This is a genomic window from Burkholderia sp. MSh2, from assembly GCF_000731655.1.
Lineage (GTDB): Bacteria > Pseudomonadota > Gammaproteobacteria > Burkholderiales > Burkholderiaceae > Burkholderia > Burkholderia paludis.
Genome location: NZ_JPGM01000031.1, coordinates 41,290 through 65,904, shown reverse-complemented (window position 1 = coordinate 65,904; position 24,615 = coordinate 41,290). Strand labels below are relative to the sequence as shown.

Genomic DNA, 24,615 nt, shown 5'->3' with positions numbered 1-24,615 from the left:
CGCGATGACGAGAAACGACATGCCTCCTTCGACATTGACGCAGGCACGGGCGGCCGGCGCAGGTGCGGCCGCCAGTGCCGCGCGGGCCGGGGCGATCCGTTCCGCCGCGCCGCGCTGGCTCGCGCCGGCCAAGGTGCTGGCGTTCGCGGCCGGCCTGTATCCGCTCGCGCGTCTCGTGCTGTTCGGGCTGACCGACCGGCTCGGCGCGAATCCGATCGAATCCATCACGCGTTCGACCGGCCTCTGGACGCTCGTGATGCTTTGCGTGACGCTCGCCGTCACGCCGCTCCGGCGCATGACGGGCGTTGCCGCACTGCTGCGCTTTCGCCGGATGATCGGATTGTTTGCGTTCTTTTACGCGACGCTGCACTTCACGACCTATCTGTGGTTCGACAAGTGGTTCGACGTCGTCGCGATCCTGAAGGACGTCGGCAAGCGCCCGTTCATCACGGTCGGCTTTGCCGCGTTCGTGCTGCTGATTCCGCTCGCCGTGACGTCGCCGCGCGCGATGGTGCGCCGCCTCGGCCGTCACTGGGCGACGCTGCACAGCGCGATCTACGCGATCGTGCTGTTCGGCGTGCTGCACTTCTGGTGGATGCGGGCCGGCAAGCACAATCTCGCGCAGCCGAAGCTCTACGCCACGATCGTCGCCGTGCTGCTCGGCTGGCGGCTGATCGCATGGGGATGGCGGCGCGTGCGCGCGTGACGCCGCGGCCCGAAAAAACAAAAGGCGACGACCGGGAAGTCATCGCCTTGTTTCGCAAGCCGCGCCGTGCGGTTACTTCGTGGCGGCCGGGCTCGATGCCGGTGCGGGGACGGGCGCGTTGCCGCTCGACAATTCGGGCGACAGCGTGAGCGGCGTGCCGGACGAATCGGGCACACTGTCGGTCGATGCGCTGTCGTCGGTCGGTTTCACGTCCGACGGCGGCGTGTCCGGCTGCTGGAGTGGCTTGGGCAGCGGAGGCACGGTGGGCAGATAGAGCGCGCCGCTTTGACCGCAGCCGGCAAGAATCGCCAAAGCCGCTACAATCGCGCTCATCCGGAAAACGACTCGCATGATCGTCCCTGAACAATTGAACCGATAGAGTTTAGCATGTCCGATACCGAATACCTGACCCGTGCCGAGGCCGTCCTGGCGGCCGTCGAGCGTACCGTCGACGCCGCGAACGACGGCGACCACGACATCGATCTGGAGCGCAACGGCAGCGTCCTCACGCTGACGTTCGAAAACGGCTCGAAGATCATCATCAACCTGCAGCCGCCGATGAAGGAAGTGTGGATCGCCGCGAAGGCGGGCGGATTCCACTATCGTTTCATCGACGGCGCGTGGCGCGATTCGCGCACGGGCACCGAGTTCTTCTCGGCGCTCAGCGAATACGCGACGCAGCAGGCAGGCCTGCCGATCACGTTCGCCGAGTGACGTCCGGGGCCCGGCCCCGACGCGTCGTCCAAAACAAAAAGCGCCCCGCGGGGCGCTTTTTGTTGGTCCGGGCCGCCGGTCAGTGGGCCTGGAACAGGTTCATGATGTCCTGCTTTTCCTGCTCGTCGACGTGCGGCACGGTGGCGTCGACGTCCTGCGCGGCGGGTGCCTGCGGCACGCCGACCGTCGATACGAAGCCGTGGCCCGGCGTGAACTCGGTGAAGTACAACTCGCCGCCGAGCGATTCGACGCCGTCCGGCACCGTCGGCTTGAACTCGGGCACGCCCTTCAGCGCGGCGCTCATGTAGTCGATCCAGACCGGCAGCGACAGGCCGCCGCCCGTTTCGCGATCGCCGAGGCTGCGCGGGTTGTCGTAGCCGATCCATGCGATCGCGGCGAGCGTGTGCTGGTAGCCGGCGAACCATGCGTCGTGCGAGTCGTTCGTCGTACCGGTCTTGCCCGCGAGATCGGTGCGCTTCAGCACGTTGGTCCGTGCACCCGTGCCGCGCTGCGCGACGCTTTGCAGCAGGCTGTTCATCACATACGCGTTGCGCGCGTCGATCGCGCGCGGTGCGTTCTGCTCGGCGACGAGCGGCTGCGCGCGCGCGACGACGGCACCGTTCGGATCGGTGACTTCGGCGATCAGGTACGGATTGACGCGATAGCCGCCGTTCGCGAACACCGAGTACGCGCCGGCCATCTGCAGCGGCGTGACCTGTCCGGCGCCGAGTGCCATCGGCAGGTAGGCCGGATGGCGTTCGGCGTCGAAGCCGAAGCGCGTGATGTATTGCTGCGCGTACTTCGTGCCGATGTGGTTCAGGATCCGGATCGACACGAGGTTGCGCGAACGCTGCAGCGCGGTACGCATCGACATCGGGCCTTCGAAGCCGCCGCCGTAGTTCTTCGGCTCCCACGGCTGGCCGCCCGTTTCGGCGGCGCTGAAATACAGCGGGCCGTCGTTGATCACGGTTGCCGGCCCGAGGCCCTTGTCGAGCGACGCCGAGTAGATGAACGGCTTGAACGACGAACCCGGCTGCCGCCACGCCTGCGTGACGTGGTTGAACTTGTTCTTGTTGTAGTCGAAGCCGCCGACGAGCGAACGGATCGCGCCGTCCTGCGGGACGATCGACAGGAACGCGCCTTCGACCTGCGGCAACTGCGTGATCGACCAGTTGCCGGTGTCGTTCTTCACGACGCGGACGATCGCGCCGGGGCGGATGCGGCGGTTGGGCTGCGCATTGGTCGACAGCGCGCCCGACGCGAATCGCAGGTTGTCGCCTTCGATCGTCGCCGTGCTGCCGTCGATGAACGCGACCGTGATCTGGCGCGGGCTCGCGGCCGTGACGACCGAGGCAATCAATTCGCCGTTGTCGGGGTGCTCGAGCAGCGCGTCGTCGATCGCCTGTTCGCGGTCGTCGGCGCCGGCCGGCAGCTCGATGAAGCCTTCCGGCCCGCGATAGCCGTGGCGGCGCTCGTAATCCATGATGCCCTTGCGCAGCGCGGTGTACGCGACCTGCTGGTCCGCGGAGTCGACGGTCGTGACGACGTTGAAGCCGCGCGTGTAGGTTTCCTCGCGGTACTGCGCGTACATCATCTGGCGGACCATTTCCGCGACGTACTCGGCGTGCACGCTGAAATCGCGGCTCGGACCCTTGACGACGAGCGGCTGCGCGACGGCTTCGTCGTACTGTTCGCGCGAGATGAAGTTCAGCTCGAGCATCCGCTGCAGGATGTATTCCTGGCGCACCTTCGCACGCTTCGGATTGACGACCGGGTTATACGCGGACGGCGCCTTCGGCAGCCCCGCGAGCATTGCCGCCTCGGCCAGCGTGATGTCCTTCAGGTCCTTGTCGAAGTAGACCCGCGCGGCACTCGCAAACCCGTAGGCGCGCTGGCCGAGATAGATCTGATTCATGTAGACCTCGAGAATCTGATCCTTCGTCAGCGCGCGCTCGATCCGGTAGGCGAGCAGCATCTCGTAGATCTTGCGCGTGTAGGTCTTCTCGCTCGACAGGAAGAAGTTGCGCGCGACCTGCATCGTGATCGTGCTGGCGCCCTGCGACGCGTGGCCGTTCGTCAGCGCGACGAAGCCGGCGCGGACGATGCCGGTAAGGTCGACGCCGCCGTGATCGTAGAAGCGCGCGTCCTCGATCGCCAGGATCGCCTTCTTCAGCGAGTCGGGCACGTCCTTGAAATGAACGACGTCGCGGCGCTCCTCGCCGAATTCGCCGATCAGGACGTGATCGGACGTATAGATGCGCAGCGGCACCTTCGGGCGATAGTCGGTCAGCGCATCGAGCGACGGCATGTTCGGCCAGGCGACGACGAGCGCGTAGCCGAGCACGAGGCCGCCGGCCACGACGAGGGCCACGCATGTCGCGGCGAGGCCGAGCAGGACTTTTTGCCACCAGGGCCGCTTCTTCGGCTCCGGGGCAGGAGGCGGGGACGTAGGAGTCGTGGATTGCATAGGCATACCGGAAAACAGTCCCGCGATTATAGCTGCCCGGTAAGGCCGCTCCTGACACGGGGCGCGCCCGTCGCAAAGCCGCGGGCCGGCGTGCTTCCAGCATAGCCCTCGCGGGTTCGCCGCGAGCGGATGCTGGCCGTTCGGCCGACTGTCGGCCGCGCCCACCGCTTTGCAGAATCAGGTCTCGGACACGCGGCATGGGCCGCGACGATCTCGGGAGGCGGCATGGCGGGACGATGGGTGGCACGGTTTGCGCGGGGCAGGCACCGGTCGACGGGTATCGACGTCGGCGCGGACGAGGTGAGGGTGGTCGTGCTGGGCCGGCGCGGCCGGGGCGCGGACGTGTGCATCGAGGGGCTCGACCGGGAGCCGGTCGGGTTGGCGGGCGGGCCGGAAGACGCGCGCTGGGCGGCGGTCGCGCGTGCGCTGTCGGCAGCGGTGTCGCGGCTGTCGGCGGCCGACGTACGGTGCGACGCACGCGGCGTGATGGCGTTGCACGACGACGAGATGCGCACCGCGACGCTCGATCTGGCCGGGCGAGACGACGTCCAGGACGCGGCACGGCAGGCGGCCGAGCGAATCTCGGGGCTGGCGCCGGACAGCCTGGCGTTCGACTGGCGGCACGACGGCGCCGCACGGTCCGGCGAGATCGAGATTGCCGTGGCACCGCTGGCGCTGCTCGAACGGCGGATCGACGTGGCCGCCCAGGCCGGTGTCGACCTGACGGTGGTCGACGGCGAGTCGGCCGCCGCGCTGCGTGCATTACGCTATGCCGCGCACTTCGAGCCCGCTGCGCAGGGCGCCTGCGGGGCGCTCTGGTTCCATGACTCGGGCGTACATGGATGGCGCATCGACGGCCCGTTGGCCGTGCCGGTGCTGACGCTGTCCGGTACCGTTCCGGGGGCGTTCTCCGACGCATTGCGCCAGAGAGCGCTGGGGGCCGTGCGTTGCGTACTCGTGGCGGGGGACGAGCGGTGCATTGCCCGCCTGGGTACGTCCGTCGCCGAGATCGGCGACGTGCTCGGCACGATCGCGGTGCCCTTCGAATGCGCAGGGCGGGACGGGCCGCCGTGTTCGCCGGCCGGGGTGCCGGGCGGCCCTGCATTCGCCGTTGCCTTCGGGCTGGCGTTGCGCGGGGTGTGGGAATGACGGCGGATCGTGTGAGGGCGGGCGGTTTCAACCTGCTGCCGTACCGCGAGCGGCTGGCGCAGGCATCGCGACGTCGTCGGGCTGCGCAATGCGGCGCGGCGATTCTGCTCGGCGCGCTGGGCGTCGGCCTGTGGACGGGCGCGGCCACGTGGTCGAGGTGGCGTGTGGATGCCGAGCGTGCGGGCGTGGAGGCGCGGCTGCGGCAGTTGCATCCGCAGGTAGGCGCCGCGACGCGCGCCGTCGAAGCGGTGGCCGTCGCGGCCCAGCGCGATGCGCAGGCAGCCGCGCTTGCCCTGCCTTACCGGCGCGCTGCCGCCCTGCTGGCGGCACTGGCCCGGGTGCGCGACGGCACCGTCCGGCTCGACGCGCTGCGTACGACGTCGGCCGGTGCGGTGCTCGATATCCGTGCCGCGAGTTACCGTGCGGCCGCGAGATGGCTCGCGGGGATCGCACGTGAGCAGCACGACTGGCGGATCGATATCGATGCGTTGAAGCCTGCGTCGGGTGCCGGGGCGACCACGGACGGGATGCCGTTCAGGTTTTCGGTCCATCTGCATTGGCAGGACGCGACGCCGTCGCGGGCTGTATCGGGAGGCGGCGCATGACGGCGCTCATGGATCGGGCCACGCCGCACGGCGCCGCATGGCGGGGCGGCTTGCGGCGAATGTCGCCGCAGGTGGCGCACATCGCAGGCTGTGTGGCCGCATTCTCTGCCGTGCTGGCGGGCGGCATTCATCTGGCGAATGCCGCCGACTGGAGCGGGCTCGCGCATGGTCGCGCACTGTTGGCGGCGGCGCAGGCCCGTGCCGCCGACGCGCAGCGGGTAATCGAAGCCGCGGCGCGGCGGCGCGACCTGCATCCGGAGCCATCGCGGGACGACAGTTTGCCGCGGGTGCCGGAGTGGGCCGAACTGATGCTGGAACTGGCCGACCTCGCTGCCTCGGGCGGGCTGCACGGCGTATCGCTCGAACCGCAACGCGCCGACGGTGCTGCACCGGACAGCCGCCGGCGCACGGTGCGCATCGTCGCGGATGGCGGCTTTCGCGCGTTGCTGAGCGTGGTCGGCGGGCTGGCGCGCTTTCCGGTATTGGCGGTGCCGTCTGCGTTGCGCGTCGAACGCGGCACGCAGTCCGCGCGCGTGGAAATATCCGTCGACGTGTTTCCCGGGTTGCAAGCGGCAACGTTCATGGGTGGCGAGGCGCAGGTTCTGGCTGCCGCGCCCGATGCCGATCCGTTCGGCTGGGCCGTGGCGTCCGGAGACGAGGGGGCGGCTACCCGCCTGGCCGGCACGATTCGCGACGCGCGTGCCGGTCTCGCACTGTTCGACGACGGCGCTGGCACGTATGTGGCCGTGGTGCCCGGCGAAGCGCTCGGGATCGCGCGCGTGATGCGGGTCGATTCCGCAGCCGTGACGCTGGCGATGGCCGACGGCGCCTACCGGATCGTCCTGGGCGAAGGAGGACGGCCATGATCAGGCATCGGGGTCGGGCGCTTGTCGTCTGGGCCGGATTGACGGCGGCCGGTGCGAGCGCCGCGTTGCCGCCGTTGCCGGCAGACTGGCCCGTCGCGTCGATGGAGACGCCGGTGCCGGGCCTGCCGTTGCCGCAACGCATGGTGGAAGGCGCGGACGGCATGGCGCCGGCTGAGGCTGGCCCGCTGCCGTTCGACCAGGCGGGGCGTGCGGCGCGGCAGGCGGAAGCTGCCACCCCGGCGTCAGGGCTGGAGGGGCCGCCGATCCCGCTGGCGCCCCCGGCGCGGATGAGCGATCCCGCGGCACGGCAACCGGGCGATGCCGACGACGAGCGGCGCATCTCGCTGCATTTGCAGGGAGCCGGGCTCGCGGCCGCGTTCGACGCGTTCGCGCGGTTCACGGGGCTCAGCATCGTCGTCGGCGAGCAGGTGCGCGGCACCGTCACGTTGCGTCTGAACAATGTCCGCTGGCGCGATGCCTTCGACACGCTGCTCGATACGCACGGGCTTGCGATGTCCCGACGCGGCAACGTGATCTGGATCACACCGGCGGCCGAGCTGGCCGCACGCGAACGCGAGCGCTTCGACATGCATGCGCGGGCCGCCGACCTGGAGCCGCTCGCGAGCCGCACGTTCGCGCTGCACTATCCGCGCGCGCAGGACGTGCAGCGGCTGCTGGCGGGCGCGACCGGCCAGCGTCTGCTGTCCAAGCGGGGCGCGGCGGCGGCCGATCCGCGCATGAACCTGCTGTTCGTTACCGATCTCGCGCCGCGTCTCGTCCAGATCGCGAGCCTGATCGACGCGATCGACCGGCCGTCGCGGCAAGTCCGGATCGAGGCCCGCATCGTGGAGGGCGAACAGGGTTTCTCGCGCAACCTAGGTGCGCGCGTCGCACTGCGTGCGCAGGGGCAGCCGTCGGCGGGCGACGGTGCCACGCCCGCGACCGGCCCGCGCAACGCGCTCGACCTTGCCGCGCGGCCGCTCGGCGGTTTCGAGGCGGCGACCGCCGGCTTCACGCTGTTCGCCGCCCCGCTCAGCCGCGTACTCGACGTCGAACTGAGCGCGCTCGAGGCGCAGGGGCGGGGCCAGATCGTTTCGCGTCCGCGCGTGGTCACGGCCGACCGCATCAAGGCGATCGTCGAGCAGGGCTCCGAGTTGCCGTACCAGGCCAAGGTCGGCAACGGCGTGAGCGGCGTGCAGTTCCGCCGCGCGACGCTCAAGCTCGAGGTCGAGCCGCAAATTACGCCCGACGGGCGCGTCGTGCTCGACCTGGATGTGACCAAGGACAGCGTCGGCGAACCGACGGCGGCCGGCCCGGCGATTCATACGAAGCACGTGCAGACGCGCGTCGAGGTCGAGAACGGCGGGACGGTCGCGATCGGCGGGATCTATGAACAACTGACCCGGAACGATGTGACGCGCGTGCCGCTCTTGGGCAAAATACCGTTTCTGGGCGCGCTTTTCCGGCACCGCGCGCAGCGCGACCAGCGCAACGAACTGGTCGTCTTCATTACGCCGACCATTGTCGATGCGCGCTGCGATGCGGGCAGCGCGGGCGACGTGAATACCGAAATAACGGGGCCGGAAGCCGCCGGCGCAGGCTCGACAAGGCAGCCGCTTTGCCAGTAAGCTGCGCCACACACCAGCAAGATTGAAGCAGAGGAAGCCGTTGCAAGCGCGGGACCCACATGCAAACGTATTTTTCGTCGGCCTTATGGGAGCGGGTAAGACCACCGTGGGCCGCGCGGTCGCGCGTCGTCTCGACAGGACGTTCTTCGACTCCGACCACGAAATCGAGGCCCGCACGGGCGCGCGCATCCCGGTGATCTTCGAGATGGAGGGCGAGGGCGGGTTTCGCGATCGCGAAACGCAGGTGATCGCCGAACTCACGCAGCGCGAGAACATCGTGCTCGCGACGGGCGGCGGTGCGGTGCTACGCCCGGAAAATCGCGATTTCCTGAAAAATCACGGCATCGTCGTTTATCTGCGCGCCAATCCGCACGATCTCTGGTTGCGCACCCGCAAGGACAAGAACCGCCCGCTGCTGCAGACCGACGACCCGAAGGGGCGTCTCGAGGCGCTGTATGAAGTGCGCGACCCGCTGTACCGCGAATGCGCGGATTTCGTCATCGAGACCGGCCGTCCGTCGGTCAACGGTCTCGTCAACATGGTGCTGATGCAACTCGAACTGGCGGGCGTCATTGCCAAGCCGCTACAAGCATGATTACTGTCAACGTCGACCTGGGCGACCGCGCCTACCCGATTCACATTGGCGCCGGCCTGATCGGCCGCGCCGAGCTGTTCGCGCCGCACATCAAGGGTTCGTCCGTCACGATCGTCACGAACACGACGGTCGATCCGCTGTACGGCGATACGCTGCGCGCGGCGCTCGCGCCGCTCGGCAAGCACGTGTCGACGGTCGTGCTGCCGGACGGCGAAGCGTACAAGAACTGGGAAACGCTGAATCTGATCTTCGACGGGCTGCTGACCGGGCGCGCTGACCGCAAGACCACGCTCGTCGCACTCGGCGGCGGCGTGATCGGCGACATGACGGGCTTTGCCGCCGCGTGCTACATGCGCGGCGTGCCGTTCATCCAGGTGCCGACGACGCTGCTGTCGCAGGTCGATTCGTCGGTCGGCGGCAAGACGGGCATCAACCACCCGCTCGGCAAGAACATGATCGGCGCGTTCTACCAGCCGCAGGCCGTGATCGCGGACATCGGCGCGCTGACGACGCTGCCCGACCGCGAGCTGGCCGCAGGCGTCGCCGAGGTCATCAAGACCGGTGCGATCGCCGATGCGGCATTCTTCGACTGGATCGAGGCGAACGTCGATGCGCTGAACCGTCGCGAACCGGCCGCGCTCGCGCACGCCGTGAAGCGCTCGTGCGAGATCAAGGCGAGCGTGGTTGCCGCCGACGAGCGCGAAGGCGGCCTGCGCGCCATCCTGAACTTCGGCCACACGTTCGGCCATGCGATCGAGGCCGGGCTCGGCTACGGCGAGTGGCTGCACGGCGAGGCGGTCGGCTGCGGGATGGTGATGGCGGGCGATCTGTCGGTGCGGCTCGGCCTGCTCGACGAAGCGTCGCGGCAGCGCCTCGACGCGGTGATCGCGGCCGCGCACCTGCCGACCCGCGGGCCCACGCTCGGCGATGACCGCTACATGGACCTGATGCGGGTCGACAAGAAGGCCGAGGCAGGCGCGATCAAGTTCATCCTGTTGAAGCGATTCGGCGATACGTTGATCACACAGGCGCCGGACGAGGCCGTGTTCGCTACACTGGCGCAGACAACCCGCTAACGGCGGCCCGGACGCCCCGGCGCCCCCAACCTGGAGGAGACGTGAGCGAGACATCCAGCAGTACACTGCCCGAAGCCATCCTCGCATCCGCCGCGCCGGTGGCCGAGCCGCCGACGCTGGCGGCGCTGGAAGCTCATCTCGCTCCGTATGCCGCGCACGCATCGCAGTCGCGCGGCCGCCGCCATCCGGAAACGCCGCCGGCGGCGCGCACCGAATTCCAGCGCGACCGCGACCGCATCGTCCATTCGACCGCGTTTCGCCGGCTCGAATACAAGACGCAGGTTTTCGTCAATCACGAAGGCGACCTGTTCCGCACGCGTCTCACGCACAGTCTCGAAGTCGCGCAGATCGCCCGCTCGGTCGCGCGCAACCTGCGCCTGAACGAGGATCTCGTCGAGGCGATCTCGCTCGCGCACGATCTCGGCCATACGCCGTTCGGCCATGCCGGGCAGGACGCGCTGAATGCATGCATGCGCGAGCACGGCGGTTTCGAGCACAACCTGCAGAGCCTCGCGGTCGTCGACGAGCTCGAGGAGCATTACGGCGCGTTCAACGGGCTGAACCTGTGCTTCGAGACGCGCGAAGGTATCCTGAAACACTGTTCGCGCGAGAATGCGCGCAAGCTCGGCCCGCTCGGCGAGCGTTTCCTGCAGGGGCGCCAGCCGTCGCTCGAGGCGCAGCTCGCGAACATCGCCGACGAAATCGCCTACAACAACCACGATGTCGACGACGGCCTGCGCTCGGGCCTGATCACGATCGCGCAGCTCGCGGAAGTCGAGCTGTGGCAGCGCCACTACGAGGCGGCGCTCGCCGAATTCCCGCACCTCGAAGGACGCCGTCTCGTGCACGAAACGGTGCGGCGCATCATCAACACGCTGATCGTCGACCTGATCGACGAGACGACGCGCAACCTCGCGCGCGTCGCGCCCGCGTCGCTCGACGACGTGCGCGCCGCGCCGCCGCTCGTGTCGCACAGCGAAACGGTCGCTGCGCAGGCGGCCGCCCTCAAGCGTTTCCTCTTCAAGAACCTCTATCGCCACTACAAGGTGATGCGCATGGCGAGCAAGGCGCAGCGCGTCGTCACCGGCCTGTTCGACGCGTTCATCGACGATCCGCGCCTGCTGCCGCCGCCCTACCAGTCCGACGACGCCGCGCAGCAGCCGCGCCTCGTCGCACACTACATCGCCGGCATGACCGACCGCTTCGCGCTGAAGGAATATCAGCGCCTGTTCGTCATCAGCGACAACTGACTGTCACAAACGATCACTAGACTTCGCCGGTTCAATGGCGACAGGAATGTTGCAGACGCGGTTGGTAACGTTTTCATAGGAGAGAGGTCGATGAAGAAGAAGCCTGCGGGGACCCTGGTTCGCTCGATCGCGCTCGGCGGCGCGCTGCTGTTCGGCGCGCAGCACGTGGCGTTCGCCGCGACGGAAATCCAGTTCTGGCATGCGATGGAGGCCGCGCTCGGCGAGCGGGTCAATGCGATCGCCGACCAGTTCAATGCGTCGCAGAGCGACTACAAGATCGTGCCGGTCTACAAGGGCACCTACGACCAGGCCCTCGCGGCAGGCATCGCCGCCTATCGCAGCGGTAACGCGCCGGCGATCCTGCAGGTCTACGAAGTCGGCACGGCCACGATGATGCAGGCGAAGAAGGCCGTCGTGCCCGTCTACGACGTGTTCAAGCAGGCCGGCGTGCCGCTCGACGAGAAGGCGTTCGTGCCGACCATCGCGAGCTACTACAGCGATGCGAAGACGGGCCACCTCGTGTCGATGCCGTTCAACAGCTCGACGCCGGTGCTGTACTACAACAAGGACGCGTTCAAGAAGGCCGGCCTCGATCCGAACCAGCCGCCGAAGACCTGGGCCGACGTGCAGGCCGATGCCGAGAAGCTGCGCAAGTCGGGGATGGCGTGCGGCTTCACGACCGGCTGGCAGGGCTGGATCCAGCTCGAGAATTACAGCGCATGGCAAGCGCTGCCGTTCGCGAGCCGCAACAACGGCTTTGACGGCACCGACGCCGTGCTCGAATTCAACAAGCCGCACCAGATCGCCCACGTCGCGTTCCTGCAGCAGATGGCGAAGGACGGCACGTTCACGTACGCGGGCCGCAAGGACGAAGCGTCGGCGAAGTTCTACAGCGGCGACTGCGGGATCATGACGACGTCGTCGGGCGCGCTCGCGAACCTGCAGAAGTTCGCGAAATTCAGCTTCGGCACGGGCATGCTGCCGTACGACGCGAACGTGAAGGGCGCGCCGCAGAACGCGATCATCGGCGGCGCGAGCCTGTGGGTGCTGGCCGGCAAGGATCCGGCGACCTACAAGGGCGTCGCGAAATTCCTCGCGTACCTGGCCTCGCCGGCCGTCGCCGCGAAGTGGCACCAGGACACCGGCTACCTGCCGGTGACGACCGCCGCGTACGACCTCACGCGCCAGCAGGGCTTCTATGCGAAGAACCCGAGCGCGGAAACCGCGATCAAGCAGATGCTGAACAAGCCGCCGCTGCCTTACACGAAGGGGCTGCGCCTGGGCAACATGCCGCAGATCCGCACGATCGTCGACGAGGAATTCGAGCAAGTCTGGGCGCAGAAGAAGTCGCCGAAGGACGCGCTCGATTCGGCGGCCTCGCGCGGCGACGAACTGCTGCGCCGCTTCGAGAAGTCGGGCGGCTGAGCGCGCATCGCTGCGTGCCGCCGGCCGTGCCGCGCCTGGGCGCGTGCCGGCCGGCGGCGCGGTTTCCTTTCCGTTTTGCCTGACCGGATATCCGCGATGCAATCCCGTTCCCGCTTCGGTACGAGCCTGGTGCCGTACCTGCTGATCGCGCCGCAGCTCGCGATCACCGCCGTGTTCTTCCTGTGGCCGGCCGGCGTCGCGCTGTGGCAGTCGACGCAGATGCAGGACGCGTTCGGCACCTCGAGCGAATTCGTCGGCTTCGCGAACTTCACGCACCTGTTCGCCGATCCGCTATATCTCGATTCGTTCCGCACGACGCTCGTGTTCAGTTCGCTCGTCACGGTGAGCGGGCTCGTCGTGTCGCTGCTGCTGGCCGCGTGCGCCGACCGCGTGATCCGCGGCGCGCGCGTGTACCGTACGCTGCTGATCTGGCCGTATGCGGTCGCGCCGACGATCGCGGCCGTGCTGTGGGCATTCCTGTTCAACCCGAGCATCGGCCTGATCACGTACGCGCTCGCGAAGGGCGGCATCGTGTGGAATCACGCGCTGAACGGCGGGCAGGCGATGTTCCTGGTCGTGCTCGCGTCGGTGTGGAAGCAGGTGAGCTACAACTTCCTGTTCTTCTATGCGGGCCTGCAGGCGATCCCGCGCTCGCTGATCGAGGCGGCGGCGATCGACGGCGCGGGGCCGGTGCGGCGCTTCTTCAACATCGTGCTGCCGCTGCTGTCGCCGACGAGCTTCTTCCTGCTGGTCGTGAACCTCGTCTACGCGTTCTTCGACACGTTCCCGGTGATCGACGCGGCCACCGGCGGCGGCCCGGCGCAAAGCACGAAGACGCTCATCTACAAGATCTTTGCGGAAGGTTTCCAGGGGCTCGATATCGGCAGTTCGGGCGCGCAGTCGGTCGTGCTGATGATCATCGTCGTCGGGCTCACGGTGATCCAGTTCCGCTTCGTCGAACGCAGGGTGCAATACGCATGATCGAAAATCGCAAGGGTTTCGACCTGTTCTGCCACGCGGTGCTGATCGCCGGCGCGGTGCTGGTCCTGTTTCCCGTCTACGTCGCGTTCTGCGCGGCGACGATGAACGCGCAGGAAGTGTTGACGGTGCCGCTGTCGCTCGTGCCGAGCACGCACCTGTTCGAGAACGTCGCGTACATCTGGGGGCACGGCAGCGGCGCCACGACGGCGCCGTTCGGCCTGCTGCTCGTGAACAGCTTCGCGATGGCGCTCGGGATCTCGGTCGGCAAGATCGCGGTGTCGATCCTGTCCGCCTACGCGATCGTCTATTTCCGCTTCCCGTTCCGCAACACCGCGTTCTGGCTGATCTTCGTCACGCTGATGCTGCCGGTCGAGGTGCGGATCTTTCCGACCGTGCAGGTCGTGTCGACGCTGCACCTGACCAACACCTACGCGGGGCTCACGTTGCCGCTGATCGCGTCGGCGACCGCGACGTTCCTGTTCCGCCAGTTCTTCATGACGCTGCCGGACGAGCTGATGGACGCCGCGCGCATCGACGGCGCCGGGCCGCTGCGGTTTTTCTGGGACGTCGTGCTGCCGTTGTCGAAGACGAGCATCGCGGCGCTGTTCGTGATCACCTTCATCTACGGCTGGAACCAGTATCTGTGGCCGATCCTGATCACGACGGAGGCGTCGCTGTCGACGGCGGTGGTGGGCATCAAGACGATGATCGCGAGCGGCGACGCCGCGACCGAATGGCAATACGTGATGGCGGCGACGCTGCTGGCGATGGTTCCGCCGCTCGTCGTCGTGCTGGCGATGCAGCGCTGGTTCGTGCGCGGCCTCGTCGATTCCGAGAAGTGAACAACGGACGGCAACCGGGAGAAAGACCAAGAATGGCTGCGCTGAGCTTGAAAGGCGTCAGGAAATCCTACGACGGCAAGCAGCACGTGCTGCATGGCATCGACGTGGAGATTGCCGACGGCGAATTCATCGTGCTGGTCGGCCCGTCGGGCTGCGGCAAATCGACGTTGCTGCGGATGATCGCGGGGCTCGAGACGGTGACGGACGGCGAGATCGCGATCGGCGAGCGCGTCGTGAACGCGCTGGAGCCGAAGGATCGCGACATCGCGATGGTGTTCCAGAACTATGCGCTGTATCCGCACATGACGGTCGCGCAGAACATGGGCTATGGACTGAAGATCCGCGGGATCGAGCGTGCGACGATCGAGTCGCGGGTCGCCGCGGCCGCGAAGATTCTCGAACTCGAGCCGCTGCTGGCGCGGCGGCCGCGCGAGCTGTCGGGCGGCCAGCGGCAGCGCGTCGCGATGGGGCGCGCGATCGTGCGCGAGCCGTCGGTGTTCCTGTTCGACGAGCCGCTGTCGAACCTCGACGCGAAGCTGCGCGTGCAGATGCGCCTCGAGATCCAGCGGCTGCATGCGCGGCTCGCGACGACGAGCGTCTACGTGACGCATGACCAGATCGAGGCGATGACGCTCGCGCAGCGCGTGATCGTGATGAATCGCGGCTACGCGGAGCAGATCGGCGCGCCGGTCGACGTGTACGAGAAGCCGGCGACGGTGTTCGTCGCGGGTTTCATCGGCTCGCCCGCGATGAACCTGATGCATGGCCGGCTGTCGGAAGACGGCGCGACGTTTACGGTCGCGGGCGGCGGCCCCGCGCTGCCGGTTGCCGGCGCGCCCGGCATCGGCACGGAGATCGCCACCGGCCGCGACTGGGTGCTCGGCGTACGGCCGGAGCACATGACGCCGCAGCCGGGCGTCGCGCAGGCGACGCTGCCGGTCGATTCGTGCGAACTGCTCGGCGCGGACAATCTCGCGCATGGCCGCTGGGGCAATCACGACGTCGCGGTGCGCCTGCCGCATGCGGACCGTCCGGCGCGCGGCACGGCGCTGGCGGCGGCGCTGCCGGCGCACCGGCTGCATTTCTTCGATCCCGAGACCGGCAAGCGTGCCGGCTGAACCTGCCGCACCTGCCGAGAGACCGACGATGACAACCCGTTCCGACTGGCCTTACCCGCGTGTCGTCGCCCATCGCGGCGGCGGCGCGCTCGCGCCGGAGAATACGCTCGCCGCCCTCGACGAGGGCGCGCGCCGCGGCCACCGGATGGTCGAGTTCGACGCGAAGCTGTCGGCCGACGACGTGACGTTCCTGCTGCACGACGATACCGTCGACCGGACGTCGAACGGCCACGGCGCGGCGGCAGGCATGCGCTATGAGGCGCTGGCCGCGCTCGACGCGGGCGCGTGGCTCGACGCGCGCTTCGCGGGCGAGCGGATGCCGACGCTCGAGGCCGCGGCGGCGCGCTGCATTGCGCACGGGCTGGCCGCGAACGTCGAGATCAAGCCGTGCCCGGGGCGCGAGCGCGAGACCGGGCAGCGCGTGGCGGCCGATGCTGCGGCGTACTGGCGCGATGTCGAGGTTCCGCCGCTGCTGTCGTCGTTTTCGTTCGACGCGCTGCAGCAGGCGCGGGCGACCGTGCCCGCGCTGCCGCGCGGCATGCTGTACGAAGCCGTGCCGGACGACTGGCATGCGCAGGTCGTCGGGGCGCTCGGCTGCGTATCGTTGCATGCAGACCACAAACGGCTCGACGAGCCGCTCGTGCGCGCGATCAAGGCGGCCGGGCTGCGCATCCTGGTTTACACGGTCAACGACCTCGGGCGGGCGCGCGAACTCGCCCGCTGGGGCGTCGACGCGGTCTGCACGGACCGCATCGACCTGATCGGCCCGGACGCACTGGACGACATCGACATCGTCTAGGGCCGGCACAAGCCCGTTATCGGCGTGAAGAGGCCCTGGCGGCCTCCCCCGGGTCCCGAGACGCCTTGGCCGGGATCGAGTCTGACGCGAAAAAGCGACGCCCCGGCGGGATTCCCGCCGGGGCGTTTTGCATCGTGGAGACATTACGCCAGGAAAATTCCGCTACAAATTGCAGCGGGATTAACCATTCCCCAAATATTCGACTACGCTTAGAAGCGGTAGCCGACGTTCAGGTAGGTCACGATCGGATTCAGCGAGATACGCGCCTTCGACGTCTCGGTCAGCGTGCCGACCTGGGTCCGCTTGGCCGTCGTGAAGGTCGCGGTCACGCCGACCGGGATGTACGACATCGAGAAGCCGGCAAACCAGTGCTTCGTGAAGTTGTACGTGAAACCGGCGTTGAACACGGGCGCCCACTGGTTGCTGGTCGTGGCGCTGGTCGGGCCGCCGAGCGCGCCGTTCTCGAACGCGCCGTTCGTGATCTTCGCGCCGGTGAACCAGATATACGTCGCGCCGACGCCGACATACGGACGGAACTTCGCGTTGGCGTCGTTGAAGTAATACTTGAGGAGGAGCGCGGGGCTCCACTGGTACGCGCGGCCGAGCGTGCCGAAACTTGAGAACTGGCCCTTGCCGGTGATGTCGAACTTCGGCGGAATGCCGGCGATGAACTCGGTGGCGATGTGGTCGGTCAGGAAGTAACCGGTCGCCAGCGCGATCGTGTCGGCGTCGCTGATGCCGGCACCGGTGTTGGGAATCGATTGGTTGATGGGCGTGCCGCCTACGCCGTACAGGAACAGCGGGTCGCTGCTGTCTTGCGGCGCAAGGTGCAGCCAGCCGGTGCTGACGTAGAAGCTACCCGCGGATTGTGCGTGAGCCGTGCCGCCCGCCAACGTGAAAGCGAGCGCCGCGACCCCCGTAATGGCCAGTTTTCGTTTCATTGTGTCTCCTCCGATCTAAGGCGTGCTCATTATGACGACTGCGTTTAAAACCAAACAAGCTCGTAAGTTAGAGTTTTCACCCTAGGATTAGTACGACCGTACGCTTCCGCGCCTTGCCAGGACAGGCATTCTACGCAGGTGCGCATTTTCGGACCTCCGGGTATTTCCTAACGCGTTCAAACGGACATTCAGCATGGCACGGTTAGCACGACTCTACGTTCCCGACCAGCCGCAGCACGTGATACTGCGCGGCCTGGATCAGCAACCCGCGTTCGTCGACGACCAGGACTACGAACTCTTCATCGATTGCCTGAAGGCCGCCGCACGCGATCACCACCTGTCGGTACACGCCTACGTGCTGCTGCCGCGCCAGGTGCAACTGCTCGTCACGCCGAGTGACGAAGCGAGCCTGCCGAAGGCGATGCAGGCCGTCGGCCGCCGCTATGTCGCGCATTTCAACCGGCGCTATTCGCGGCGCGGCACCCTGTGGGAAGGCCGCTATCGCGCGACCGTGATCGAAGGCGAGCGCTATTTCCTGCTCGCGAGCCGGGTGGTCGAGATGAGCCCGGTGCGCGCGCAGCTCGTGGCGGCGCCCGAGGCCTATCGCTGGTCGAGCTACCGGCATCACGTCGGGCTCACCGTCGACAGCCTGATTACCGACCATCCGCTCTACTGGGCGCTCGGCAATACGCCGTTCGACCGCCAGCGCGCGTACAAGGAGCTGTGCGAGCAGCCGCTCGACGAGCGGCAGGCGGACCAGCTGCAGCAGGCGACGCTCAAGGGCTGGGTGCTCGGCGGCGAGAACTACCGCGAATGGGCGGCGCGCACCGCGAACCGGCGCGTGTCGCCGCTGCCGCGCGGACGCCCCAGAAAGGTGCGTGAAAACACACCGCCGATCCAGCAGTAACACGGGACGGCGGTACAGGAGGCGGCGCTGAGGGCGTCGCTTCTTTTTGCACCAAAGTGATACGGCCCCAATAAAACGGCACCAGATCGAGGCATCCATTTAATTAGGGATCAATCAGACGGTTTTTGTTGCTATTCCTTTGATTCGTCGCGTATATTCCGAATTCCGGTGGCCCGGGCGAAGCATGCCCGACCACTGTCGGCCGCGCCGTTTCCCGTCGGGAGCGGGATCGACGGCAACAAGAAAATGGTTCAACGGCCTCCAGGCCCCCTTTACGACGGTGTCCCCATGAACGACCATCAGCAGCCGCTCGCCGCGGTGCCCGCCGCACAAGGTCTGTATGACCCGCAAAACGAACACGACGCCTGCGGCGTCGGCTTCGTCGCTCACATCAAGGGCAAGAAGAGCCACGAGATCATTCAGCAGGGTCTGAAGATCCTCGAGAACCTCGATCACCGTGGCGCGGTCGGCGCCGATCCGCTGATGGGCGACGGCGCGGGCATCCTGATCCAGATTCCGGACGCGTTCTATCGCGAGGAAATGGCGAAGCAGGGCGTGATGCTGCCGCCCGCCGGCGAATATGGGGTCGGGATGATCTTCCTGCCGAAGGAAAATGCGTCGCGCCTCGCGTGCGAGCAGGAGCTCGAGCGGACGGTGAAGGCCGAAGGCCAGGTCGTGCTCGGCTGGCGCGACGTGCCGGTCGACCATGCGATGCCGATTTCGCCGACCGTGAAGGCGAGCGAGCCGCTGATCCGCCAGATCTTCATCGGCCGCGGCAAGGACATCATGGTGACCGACGCGCTCGAGCGGAAGCTGTACGTGATCCGCAAGACGGCGAGCCACCGCATCCAGGCGCTGAAGCTCAAGCACGGCAAGGAATACTTCGTGCCGTCGATGTCGGCGCGTACGATCGTCTACAAGGGGCTGCTGCTCGCGGGCCAGGTCGGCGTGTATTACCGCGACCTGCAGGACACGCGCGTCGTGTCGGCGCTGGCGCTCGTGCACCAGCGATTCTCGACCAACACGTTCCCGGCGTGGGAACTGGCTCACCCGTACCGGATGATCGCGCACAACGGCGAGATCAACACCGTGAAGGGCAACGTGAACTGGCTGAACGCGCGTACCGGCGCGATCGCGTCGCATGTGCTCGCCGACGACCTGCCGAAGCTGTGGCCGCTGATCTATCCGGGCCAGTCGGACACCGCATCGTTCGACAACTGTCTCGAACTGCTGGTGATGGCCGGCTACCCGCTCGTGCACGCGGTGATGATGATGATCCCGGAAGCGTGGGAACAGCACACGCTGATGGACGAGAACCGCCGCGCGTTCTACGAATACCACGCCGCGATGATGGAGCCGTGGGACGGCCCGGCCGCGATCGCGTTCACCGACGGCCGCCAGATCGGCGCGACGCTCGACCGTAACGGCCTGCGTCCGGCGCGCTACATCGTGACCGACGACGACCTCGTCATCATGGCGTCGGAAGCCGGCACGCTGCTGATCCCCGAATCGAAGATCGTCAAGAAGTGGCGCCTGCAGCCGGGCAAGATGTTCCTGATCGACATGGAGCACGGCCGCATCATCGACGACAAGGAACTGAAGGACAACCTCGCGAACGCGAAGCCGTACAAGAGCTGGATCGACGCGGTGCGCATCAAGCTGGACGAGATCGAGCCGAAGGCCGAGGAAGTCGCGGCCGGCCGCACGCAGGGCGCCGCGCTGCTCGACCGCCAGCAGGCGTTCGGCTATACGCAGGAAGATCTGAAGTTCCTGATGGCGCCGATGGCGCAGCAGGGTGAGGAAGCCGTCGGCTCGATGGGCAACGACTCGCCGCTCGCGGTGATGTCGAACAAGAACAAGACGCTCTATCACTACTTCAAGCAGCTGTTCGCGCAGGTCACGAACCCGCCGATCGACCCGATCCGCGAGAACATGGTCATGTCGCTCGTGTCGTTCATCGGGCCGAAGCCGAACCTGCTCGACACGAACAACATCAACCCGCCGATGCGTCTCGAAGTGTCGCAGCCGGTGCTCGACTTCAAGGACATCGCGAAGATCCGCGCGATCGACCAGTACACGGGCGGCAAGTTCAGCGCGTACGAACTGAACATCTGCTACCCGGTCGCCTGGGGCAAGGAAGGCATCGAGGCGCGTCTCGCGTCGCTGTGCGCGGAAGCCGTCGACGCGGTGAAGTCGGGCTTCAACATGCTGATCGTGTCGGACCGCAAGACGGACGCCGAGCACGTCGCGATTCCGGCGCTGCTCGCCACGTCGGCGATCCACACGCACCTCGTCCAGCAAGGGCTGCGCACGAGCACGGGCCTGGTCGTCGAGACCGGCTCCGCGCGTGAAACGCACCATTTCGCGCTGCTCGCGGGCTATGGCGCCGAAGCTGTGCACCCGTACCTCGCGATGGAAACGCTCGCGAAGATGGCCGAGGGCCTGCCGGGCGACCTGTCGCCGGAGAAGGCCGTCTACAACTTCACGAAGGCGGTCGGCAAGGGCCTGCAGAAGGTGATGTCGAAGATGGGCATCTCGACGTACATGTCGTACACGGGCGCGCAGATCTTCGAAGCGCTCGGCCTGTCGAGCGACCTCGTCGAGAAGTACTTCAAGGGCACCGCGTCGAAGGTCGGCGGCATCGGCCTGTTCGAAGTCGCGGAAGAGGCGATTCGCCTGCACCGCGACGCGTTCGGCGACAACCCGGTCCTGCGCGACATGCTCGACGCGGGCGGCGAGTACGCGTACCGCGTGCGTGGCGAAGACCACATGTGGACGCCGGATTCGATCGCGAAGCTGCAGCACGCGACGCGCAGCAACTCGTACCAGACGTACAAGGAATACGCGCACCTGATCAACGACCAGACCAAGCGTCACATGACGTTCCGCGGCCTGTTCGAGTTCAAGGTCGAGCCGACCAGGGCGATTCCGATCGACGACGTCGAATCGGCGAAGGACATCGTCAAGCGCTTTGCGACCGGCGCGATGTCGCTCGGTTCGATCAGCACCGAAGCGCATGCGACGCTCGCGATCGCGATGAACCGGATCGGCGGCAAGTCGAACACCGGCGAAGGCGGCGAGGACGAGAAGCGCTACCGCAACGAACTGCGCGGCATTCCGATCAAGTCGGGCGAGACGCTGAAGTCGGTGATCGGCGACGAGATCGTCAGCGACATCGCGCTGAAGGACGGCGATTCGCTGCGCTCGAAGATCAAGCAGGTCGCGTCGGGCCGCTTCGGCGTCACCGCCGAGTACCTCGCGTCGGCCGACCAGATCCAGATCAAGATGGCGCAGGGCGCGAAGCCGGGTGAAGGCGGCCAGCTGCCGGGCCACAAGGTGTCCGAGTACATCGGCAAGCTGCGTTATTCGGTGCCGGGGGTCGGCCTGATCTCGCCGCCGCCGCACCACGACATCTACTCGATCGAGGATCTGGCGCAGCTGATCCACGACCTGAAGAACGTGAACCCGAGCGCGAGCATCTCGGTGAAGCTCGTGTCGGAAGTGGGCGTCGGCACGGTCGCGGCCGGTGTCGCGAAGGCGAAGGCCGATCACGTCGTGATCGCCGGCCATGACGGCGGCACGGGCGCCTCGCCGCTGTCGTCGGTCAAGCACGCAGGCACGCCGTGGGAACTGGGCCTCGCCGAAACGCAGCAGACGCTGGTGCTGAACCGCCTGCGCGGCCGCATCCGCGTGCAGGCCGACGGCCAGATGAAGACGGGCCGCGACGTCGTGATCGGCGCGCTGCTCGGCGCGGACGAATTCGGTTTCGCGACGGCGCCGCTCGTCGTCGAGGGCTGCATCATGATGCGCAAGTGCCACCTGAACACCTGCCCGGTCGGCGTCGCGACGCAGGATCCGGTGCTGCGCGCGAAGTTCAAGGGTCAGCCCGAGCACGTCGTGAACTACTTCTTCTTCGTCGCCGAGGAAGTGCGCGAGATCATGGCCCAGCTCGGCGTCTCGAAGTTCGAGGACCTGATCGGCCGCGCCGATCTGCTCGATACGCGCAAGGGCATCGAGCACTGGAAGGCGAAGGGCCTCGACTTCTCGCGCGTGTTCTACCAGCCGGAAGAGTGCGAGGAGGTCGCGCCGCGTCACGTCGACGTGCAGGATCACGGCCTCGAGCGCGCGCTCGACCACGTGCTGATCGAGAAGGCGAAGGCCGCGATCGAGAGCGGCGAGCACGTGTCGTTCATCCAGCCGGTGCGGAACGTGAACCGCACGGTCGGCGCGATGCTGTCGGGCGTGATCGCGAAGAAGCACGGGCACGACGGCCTGGCCGACGACGCGGTGCACATCCAGCTGAAGGGCACGGCGGGCCAGAGCTTCGGCGCGTTCCTCGCGAAGGGCGTGACGCTCGACCTCGTCGGCGACGGCAACGACTACGTCGGCAAGGGCCTGTCGGGCGGCCGGATCATCATCCGCCCGACCAACGACTTCCGCGGCAAGTCCGAGGAAAACATCATCTGCGGCAACACGGTGATGTACGGCGCGATCGAAGGCGAATCGTTCTTCCGCGGCGTCGCGGGCGAGCGCTTCTGCGTGCGCAACTCGGGTGCGACGGCGGTCGTCGAAGGCACGGGCGATCACGGTTGCGAATACATGACGGGCGGCACGGTCGTCGTGCTCGGCGAGACGGGGCGCAACTTCGCGGCCGGCATGTCGGGCGGCGTCGCGTATATCTACGACCCGGACGGCACGTTCGCGGCGAAGTGCAACAAGTCGATGGTCGCGCTCGATCCGGTGCTGCAGCAGGCCGAGCAGGAGCGTACGGTCGACCGCGCGCTCTGGCACGCAGGCACGACGGACGAAGCGCTGCTCAAGGGGCTCGTCGAGCGTCATTTCCAGTTCACGGGTTCGCCGCGCGCGAAGTCGCTGCTGGAAAACTGGGATGCGGCGCGCCGCCAGTTCGTGAAGGTGTTCCCGCACGAATACAAGCGCGCGCTGGGCGAGATCGGTGCGAAGAAGGCGGCGAAGGAAGTGCTGGCCGCCTGAGCGACGAACGACATAGCGAATGCCGCGCACGCCTGACGGCCGTGCGCGGCTCCCCCACCCGATACACCGAACAGAAGAGCACCTTATGGGCAAGGCAACCGGTTTTCTGGAGTTCGAACGCCGCCACGAGGCGTACGAAGCACCGCTCACGCGCGTGAAGCACTACAAGGAATTCGTCGCGGCACTGGCCGACGCGGACGCGAAGGTCCAGGGCGCGCGCTGCATGGATTGCGGCATCCCGTTCTGCAACAACGGCTGCCCGGTCAACAACATCATCCCGGATTTCAACGATCTCGTTTACCGCCAGGACTGGCAGCAGGCGATCGAAGTCCTGCATTCGACCAACAACTTCCCGGAATTCACGGGCCGCATCTGCCCGGCGCCGTGCGAAGCGGCGTGCACGCTCGGGATCAATGACGATCCGGTCGGCATCAAGTCGATCGAGCACGCGATCATCGACAAGGCCTGGGCGGAAGGCTGGGTGAAGCCGCTGCCGGCCGAGCACAAGACGGGCAAGAAGGTCGCGGTCGTCGGTTCGGGCCCCGCGGGCCTCGCCGCCGCGCAGCAGCTCGCGCGCGCGGGCCACGACGTGACGGTGTTCGAGAAGAACGACCGCGTCGGTGGCCTGCTGCGTTACGGGATTCCCGACTTCAAGCTCGAGAAGTGGCTGATCGACCGCCGCATGCGCCAGATGGAAGCGGAAGGCGTGACGTTCCGCACCAGCGTGTTCATCGGCAAGGAGCCGCTGCCCGAGTCGATCGGCAGCCTCGCGAAGGAAACCATCTCGCCGGACACGCTGAAGGAAGAATTCGACGCAGTCGTGATCGCGGGCGGTTCGGAAACGCCGCGCGACCTGCCGGTGCCGGGCCGCGAACTCGCGGGCGTGCACTACGCGATGGACTTCTTGCCGCAGCAGAACCGCGTGAACGCGGGCGACAAGCTCGTCGACCAGCTGCTCGCGAAGGGCAAGCACGTGATCGTGATCGGCGGCGGCGATACGGGTTCGGACTGCGTCGGCACGTCGAACCGCCACGGCGCGAAGCAGGTCACGCAGTTCGAGCTGCTGCCGCAGCCGCCGGAAGAGGAGAACAAGCCGCTCGTGTGGCCGTACTGGCCGATCAAGCTGCGCACGTCGTCGTCGCACGAGGAAGGCTGCGAGCGCGACTGGGCGGTCGCGACGAAGCGTCTCGAAGGCAAGAACGGCAAGGTCGAGAAGCTGATCGCCGCACGCGTCGAGTGGAAGGACGGCAAGATGCAGGAAGTGCCGGACTCCGAGTTCGAACTGAAGGCCGATCTTGTCCTGCTCGCGATGGGCTTCACGCAGCCGGCCGCGCCGGTGCTCGAGGCGTTCGGCGTCGCGAAGGACGCGCGCGGCAACGCGCGTGCGGCGACCGAAGGCGATCGCTCGTACTACACGTCGGTCGACAAGGTGTTCGCGGCGGGTGACATGCGCCGCGGCCAGTCGCTGGTGGTGTGGGCGATCCGCGAAGGCCGCCAGTGCGCACGCTCGGTCGATGCGTACCTGATGGGGCATTCGAACCTGCCGCGCTGAGC

Annotated in this window: 20 protein-coding genes; 17 read left to right on the top strand and 3 right to left on the bottom strand. The window is 67.3% G+C overall.

Features of this window, described 5'->3' with window-relative positions; translation table 11 throughout:
* Nucleotides 1-19: 19 nt before the first annotated feature.
* Complete coding sequence (gene msrQ / locus GQ57_RS20390) at nucleotides 20-706, top strand: protein-methionine-sulfoxide reductase heme-binding subunit MsrQ (RefSeq protein ID WP_034198892.1); 687 nt, start codon at nucleotides 20-22, stop codon at nucleotides 704-706.
* A 72-nt stretch (nucleotides 707-778) separates the two neighbouring features.
* Here msrQ and lptM read toward each other — a convergent pair whose 3' ends face one another.
* On the bottom strand, nucleotides 779-1,057 hold the full coding sequence (gene lptM, locus GQ57_RS20385) for an LPS translocon maturation chaperone LptM (RefSeq protein WP_034198886.1): 279 nt from the start codon (nucleotides 1,055-1,057) through the stop codon (nucleotides 779-781).
* Nucleotides 1,058-1,093: 36 nt separating this feature from the next.
* Between lptM and cyaY the strand changes: the two genes are divergently transcribed.
* Nucleotides 1,094-1,420 (top strand): iron donor protein CyaY, encoded by a 327-nt coding sequence (cyaY, locus tag GQ57_RS20380; protein ID WP_034198885.1) that lies wholly within the window; start codon nucleotides 1,094-1,096, stop codon nucleotides 1,418-1,420.
* 79 nt (nucleotides 1,421-1,499) lie between these two features.
* Here the strand turns inward: cyaY and GQ57_RS20375 are convergent, their stop codons facing one another.
* Nucleotides 1,500-3,887 (bottom strand): penicillin-binding protein 1A, encoded by a 2,388-nt coding sequence (locus GQ57_RS20375; RefSeq protein ID WP_152603319.1) that lies wholly within the window; start codon nucleotides 3,885-3,887, stop codon nucleotides 1,500-1,502.
* 225 nt (nucleotides 3,888-4,112) lie between these two features.
* On the opposite strand from GQ57_RS20375, the gene GQ57_RS20370 reads away from it, so the two are divergent.
* The 12 genes from GQ57_RS20370 to ugpQ all read left to right on the top strand — a co-directional run bounded on the left by GQ57_RS20370 (nucleotide 4,113) and on the right by ugpQ (nucleotide 16,221).
* The gene (locus tag GQ57_RS20370) at nucleotides 4,113-5,036 is read left to right on the top strand and encodes a hypothetical protein (RefSeq protein ID WP_034198883.1); all 924 of its coding nucleotides are present in this window, start codon (nucleotides 4,113-4,115) and stop codon (nucleotides 5,034-5,036) included.
* Complete coding sequence (locus GQ57_RS20365; RefSeq protein WP_052001419.1) at nucleotides 5,033-5,641, top strand: hypothetical protein; 609 nt, start codon at nucleotides 5,033-5,035, stop codon at nucleotides 5,639-5,641. The genes GQ57_RS20370 and GQ57_RS20365 overlap by 4 nt, the downstream gene beginning before the upstream one ends.
* Nucleotides 5,638-6,507, top strand: a complete 870-nt coding sequence (locus GQ57_RS20360; RefSeq protein ID WP_034198881.1) for a hypothetical protein — start codon at nucleotides 5,638-5,640, stop codon at nucleotides 6,505-6,507. The genes GQ57_RS20365 and GQ57_RS20360 overlap by 4 nt, the downstream gene beginning before the upstream one ends.
* The gene (gene pilQ / locus GQ57_RS20355; protein WP_034198880.1) at nucleotides 6,504-8,135 is read left to right on the top strand and encodes a type IV pilus secretin PilQ; all 1,632 of its coding nucleotides are present in this window, start codon (nucleotides 6,504-6,506) and stop codon (nucleotides 8,133-8,135) included. Before GQ57_RS20360 ends, pilQ begins: the two co-directional genes overlap by 4 nt.
* Before the next feature lie 40 nt (nucleotides 8,136-8,175).
* A complete protein-coding gene (locus GQ57_RS20350) occupies nucleotides 8,176-8,730 on the top strand; it encodes a shikimate kinase (protein WP_031400123.1) in 555 nt (184 codons plus the stop codon).
* Entirely contained in the window at nucleotides 8,727-9,806 is a 1,080-nt protein-coding gene (aroB, locus tag GQ57_RS20345; RefSeq protein ID WP_034198879.1) for a 3-dehydroquinate synthase, read from the top strand. Before GQ57_RS20350 ends, aroB begins: the two co-directional genes overlap by 4 nt.
* A gap of 41 nt (nucleotides 9,807-9,847) precedes the next feature.
* Nucleotides 9,848-11,056 carry a deoxyguanosinetriphosphate triphosphohydrolase gene (locus GQ57_RS20340; protein ID WP_034198878.1) on the top strand — a complete coding sequence of 403 codons (1,209 nt, stop codon included), beginning with the start codon at nucleotides 9,848-9,850 and terminating at the stop codon, nucleotides 11,054-11,056.
* A gap of 90 nt (nucleotides 11,057-11,146) precedes the next feature.
* The gene (ugpB, locus tag GQ57_RS20335; protein WP_031400120.1) at nucleotides 11,147-12,481 is read left to right on the top strand and encodes a sn-glycerol-3-phosphate ABC transporter substrate-binding protein UgpB; all 1,335 of its coding nucleotides are present in this window, start codon (nucleotides 11,147-11,149) and stop codon (nucleotides 12,479-12,481) included.
* Between the two features lie 96 nt (nucleotides 12,482-12,577).
* A complete protein-coding gene (ugpA, locus tag GQ57_RS20330; protein WP_031400119.1) occupies nucleotides 12,578-13,462 on the top strand; it encodes a sn-glycerol-3-phosphate ABC transporter permease UgpA in 885 nt (294 codons plus the stop codon).
* Nucleotides 13,459-14,304, top strand: coding sequence for a sn-glycerol-3-phosphate ABC transporter permease UgpE (gene ugpE, locus GQ57_RS20325; RefSeq protein WP_031400118.1), 846 nt, complete (start codon nucleotides 13,459-13,461; stop codon nucleotides 14,302-14,304). Before ugpA ends, ugpE begins: the two co-directional genes overlap by 4 nt.
* Nucleotides 14,305-14,336: 32 nt before the next feature.
* Complete coding sequence (locus tag GQ57_RS20320; RefSeq protein WP_031400117.1) at nucleotides 14,337-15,422, top strand: sn-glycerol-3-phosphate import ATP-binding protein UgpC; 1,086 nt, start codon at nucleotides 14,337-14,339, stop codon at nucleotides 15,420-15,422.
* A 28-nt stretch (nucleotides 15,423-15,450) separates the two neighbouring features.
* Nucleotides 15,451-16,221: a glycerophosphodiester phosphodiesterase gene (ugpQ, locus tag GQ57_RS20315; protein ID WP_034198877.1), complete on the top strand. Its 771-nt coding sequence runs from the start codon at nucleotides 15,451-15,453 to the stop codon at nucleotides 16,219-16,221.
* Between the two features lie 209 nt (nucleotides 16,222-16,430).
* Here the strand turns inward: ugpQ and GQ57_RS20310 are convergent, their stop codons facing one another.
* Nucleotides 16,431-17,162 (bottom strand): OmpW/AlkL family protein, encoded by a 732-nt coding sequence (locus GQ57_RS20310; protein ID WP_031400115.1) that lies wholly within the window; start codon nucleotides 17,160-17,162, stop codon nucleotides 16,431-16,433.
* 193 nt (nucleotides 17,163-17,355) lie between these two features.
* Between GQ57_RS20310 and GQ57_RS20305 the strand changes: the two genes are divergently transcribed.
* The 3 genes from GQ57_RS20305 (at nucleotide 17,356) to GQ57_RS20295 (ending at nucleotide 24,613) form a co-directional block, all read left to right on the top strand.
* Entirely contained in the window at nucleotides 17,356-18,069 is a 714-nt protein-coding gene (locus tag GQ57_RS20305; RefSeq protein WP_034198876.1) for a transposase, read from the top strand.
* Between the two features lie 288 nt (nucleotides 18,070-18,357).
* Complete coding sequence (locus GQ57_RS20300) at nucleotides 18,358-23,061, top strand: glutamate synthase-related protein (protein ID WP_034198875.1); 4,704 nt, start codon at nucleotides 18,358-18,360, stop codon at nucleotides 23,059-23,061.
* Between the two features lie 85 nt (nucleotides 23,062-23,146).
* Complete coding sequence (locus tag GQ57_RS20295) at nucleotides 23,147-24,613, top strand: glutamate synthase subunit beta (RefSeq protein ID WP_031400113.1); 1,467 nt, start codon at nucleotides 23,147-23,149, stop codon at nucleotides 24,611-24,613.
* The last annotated feature ends 2 nt before the right edge of the window (nucleotides 24,614-24,615 follow it).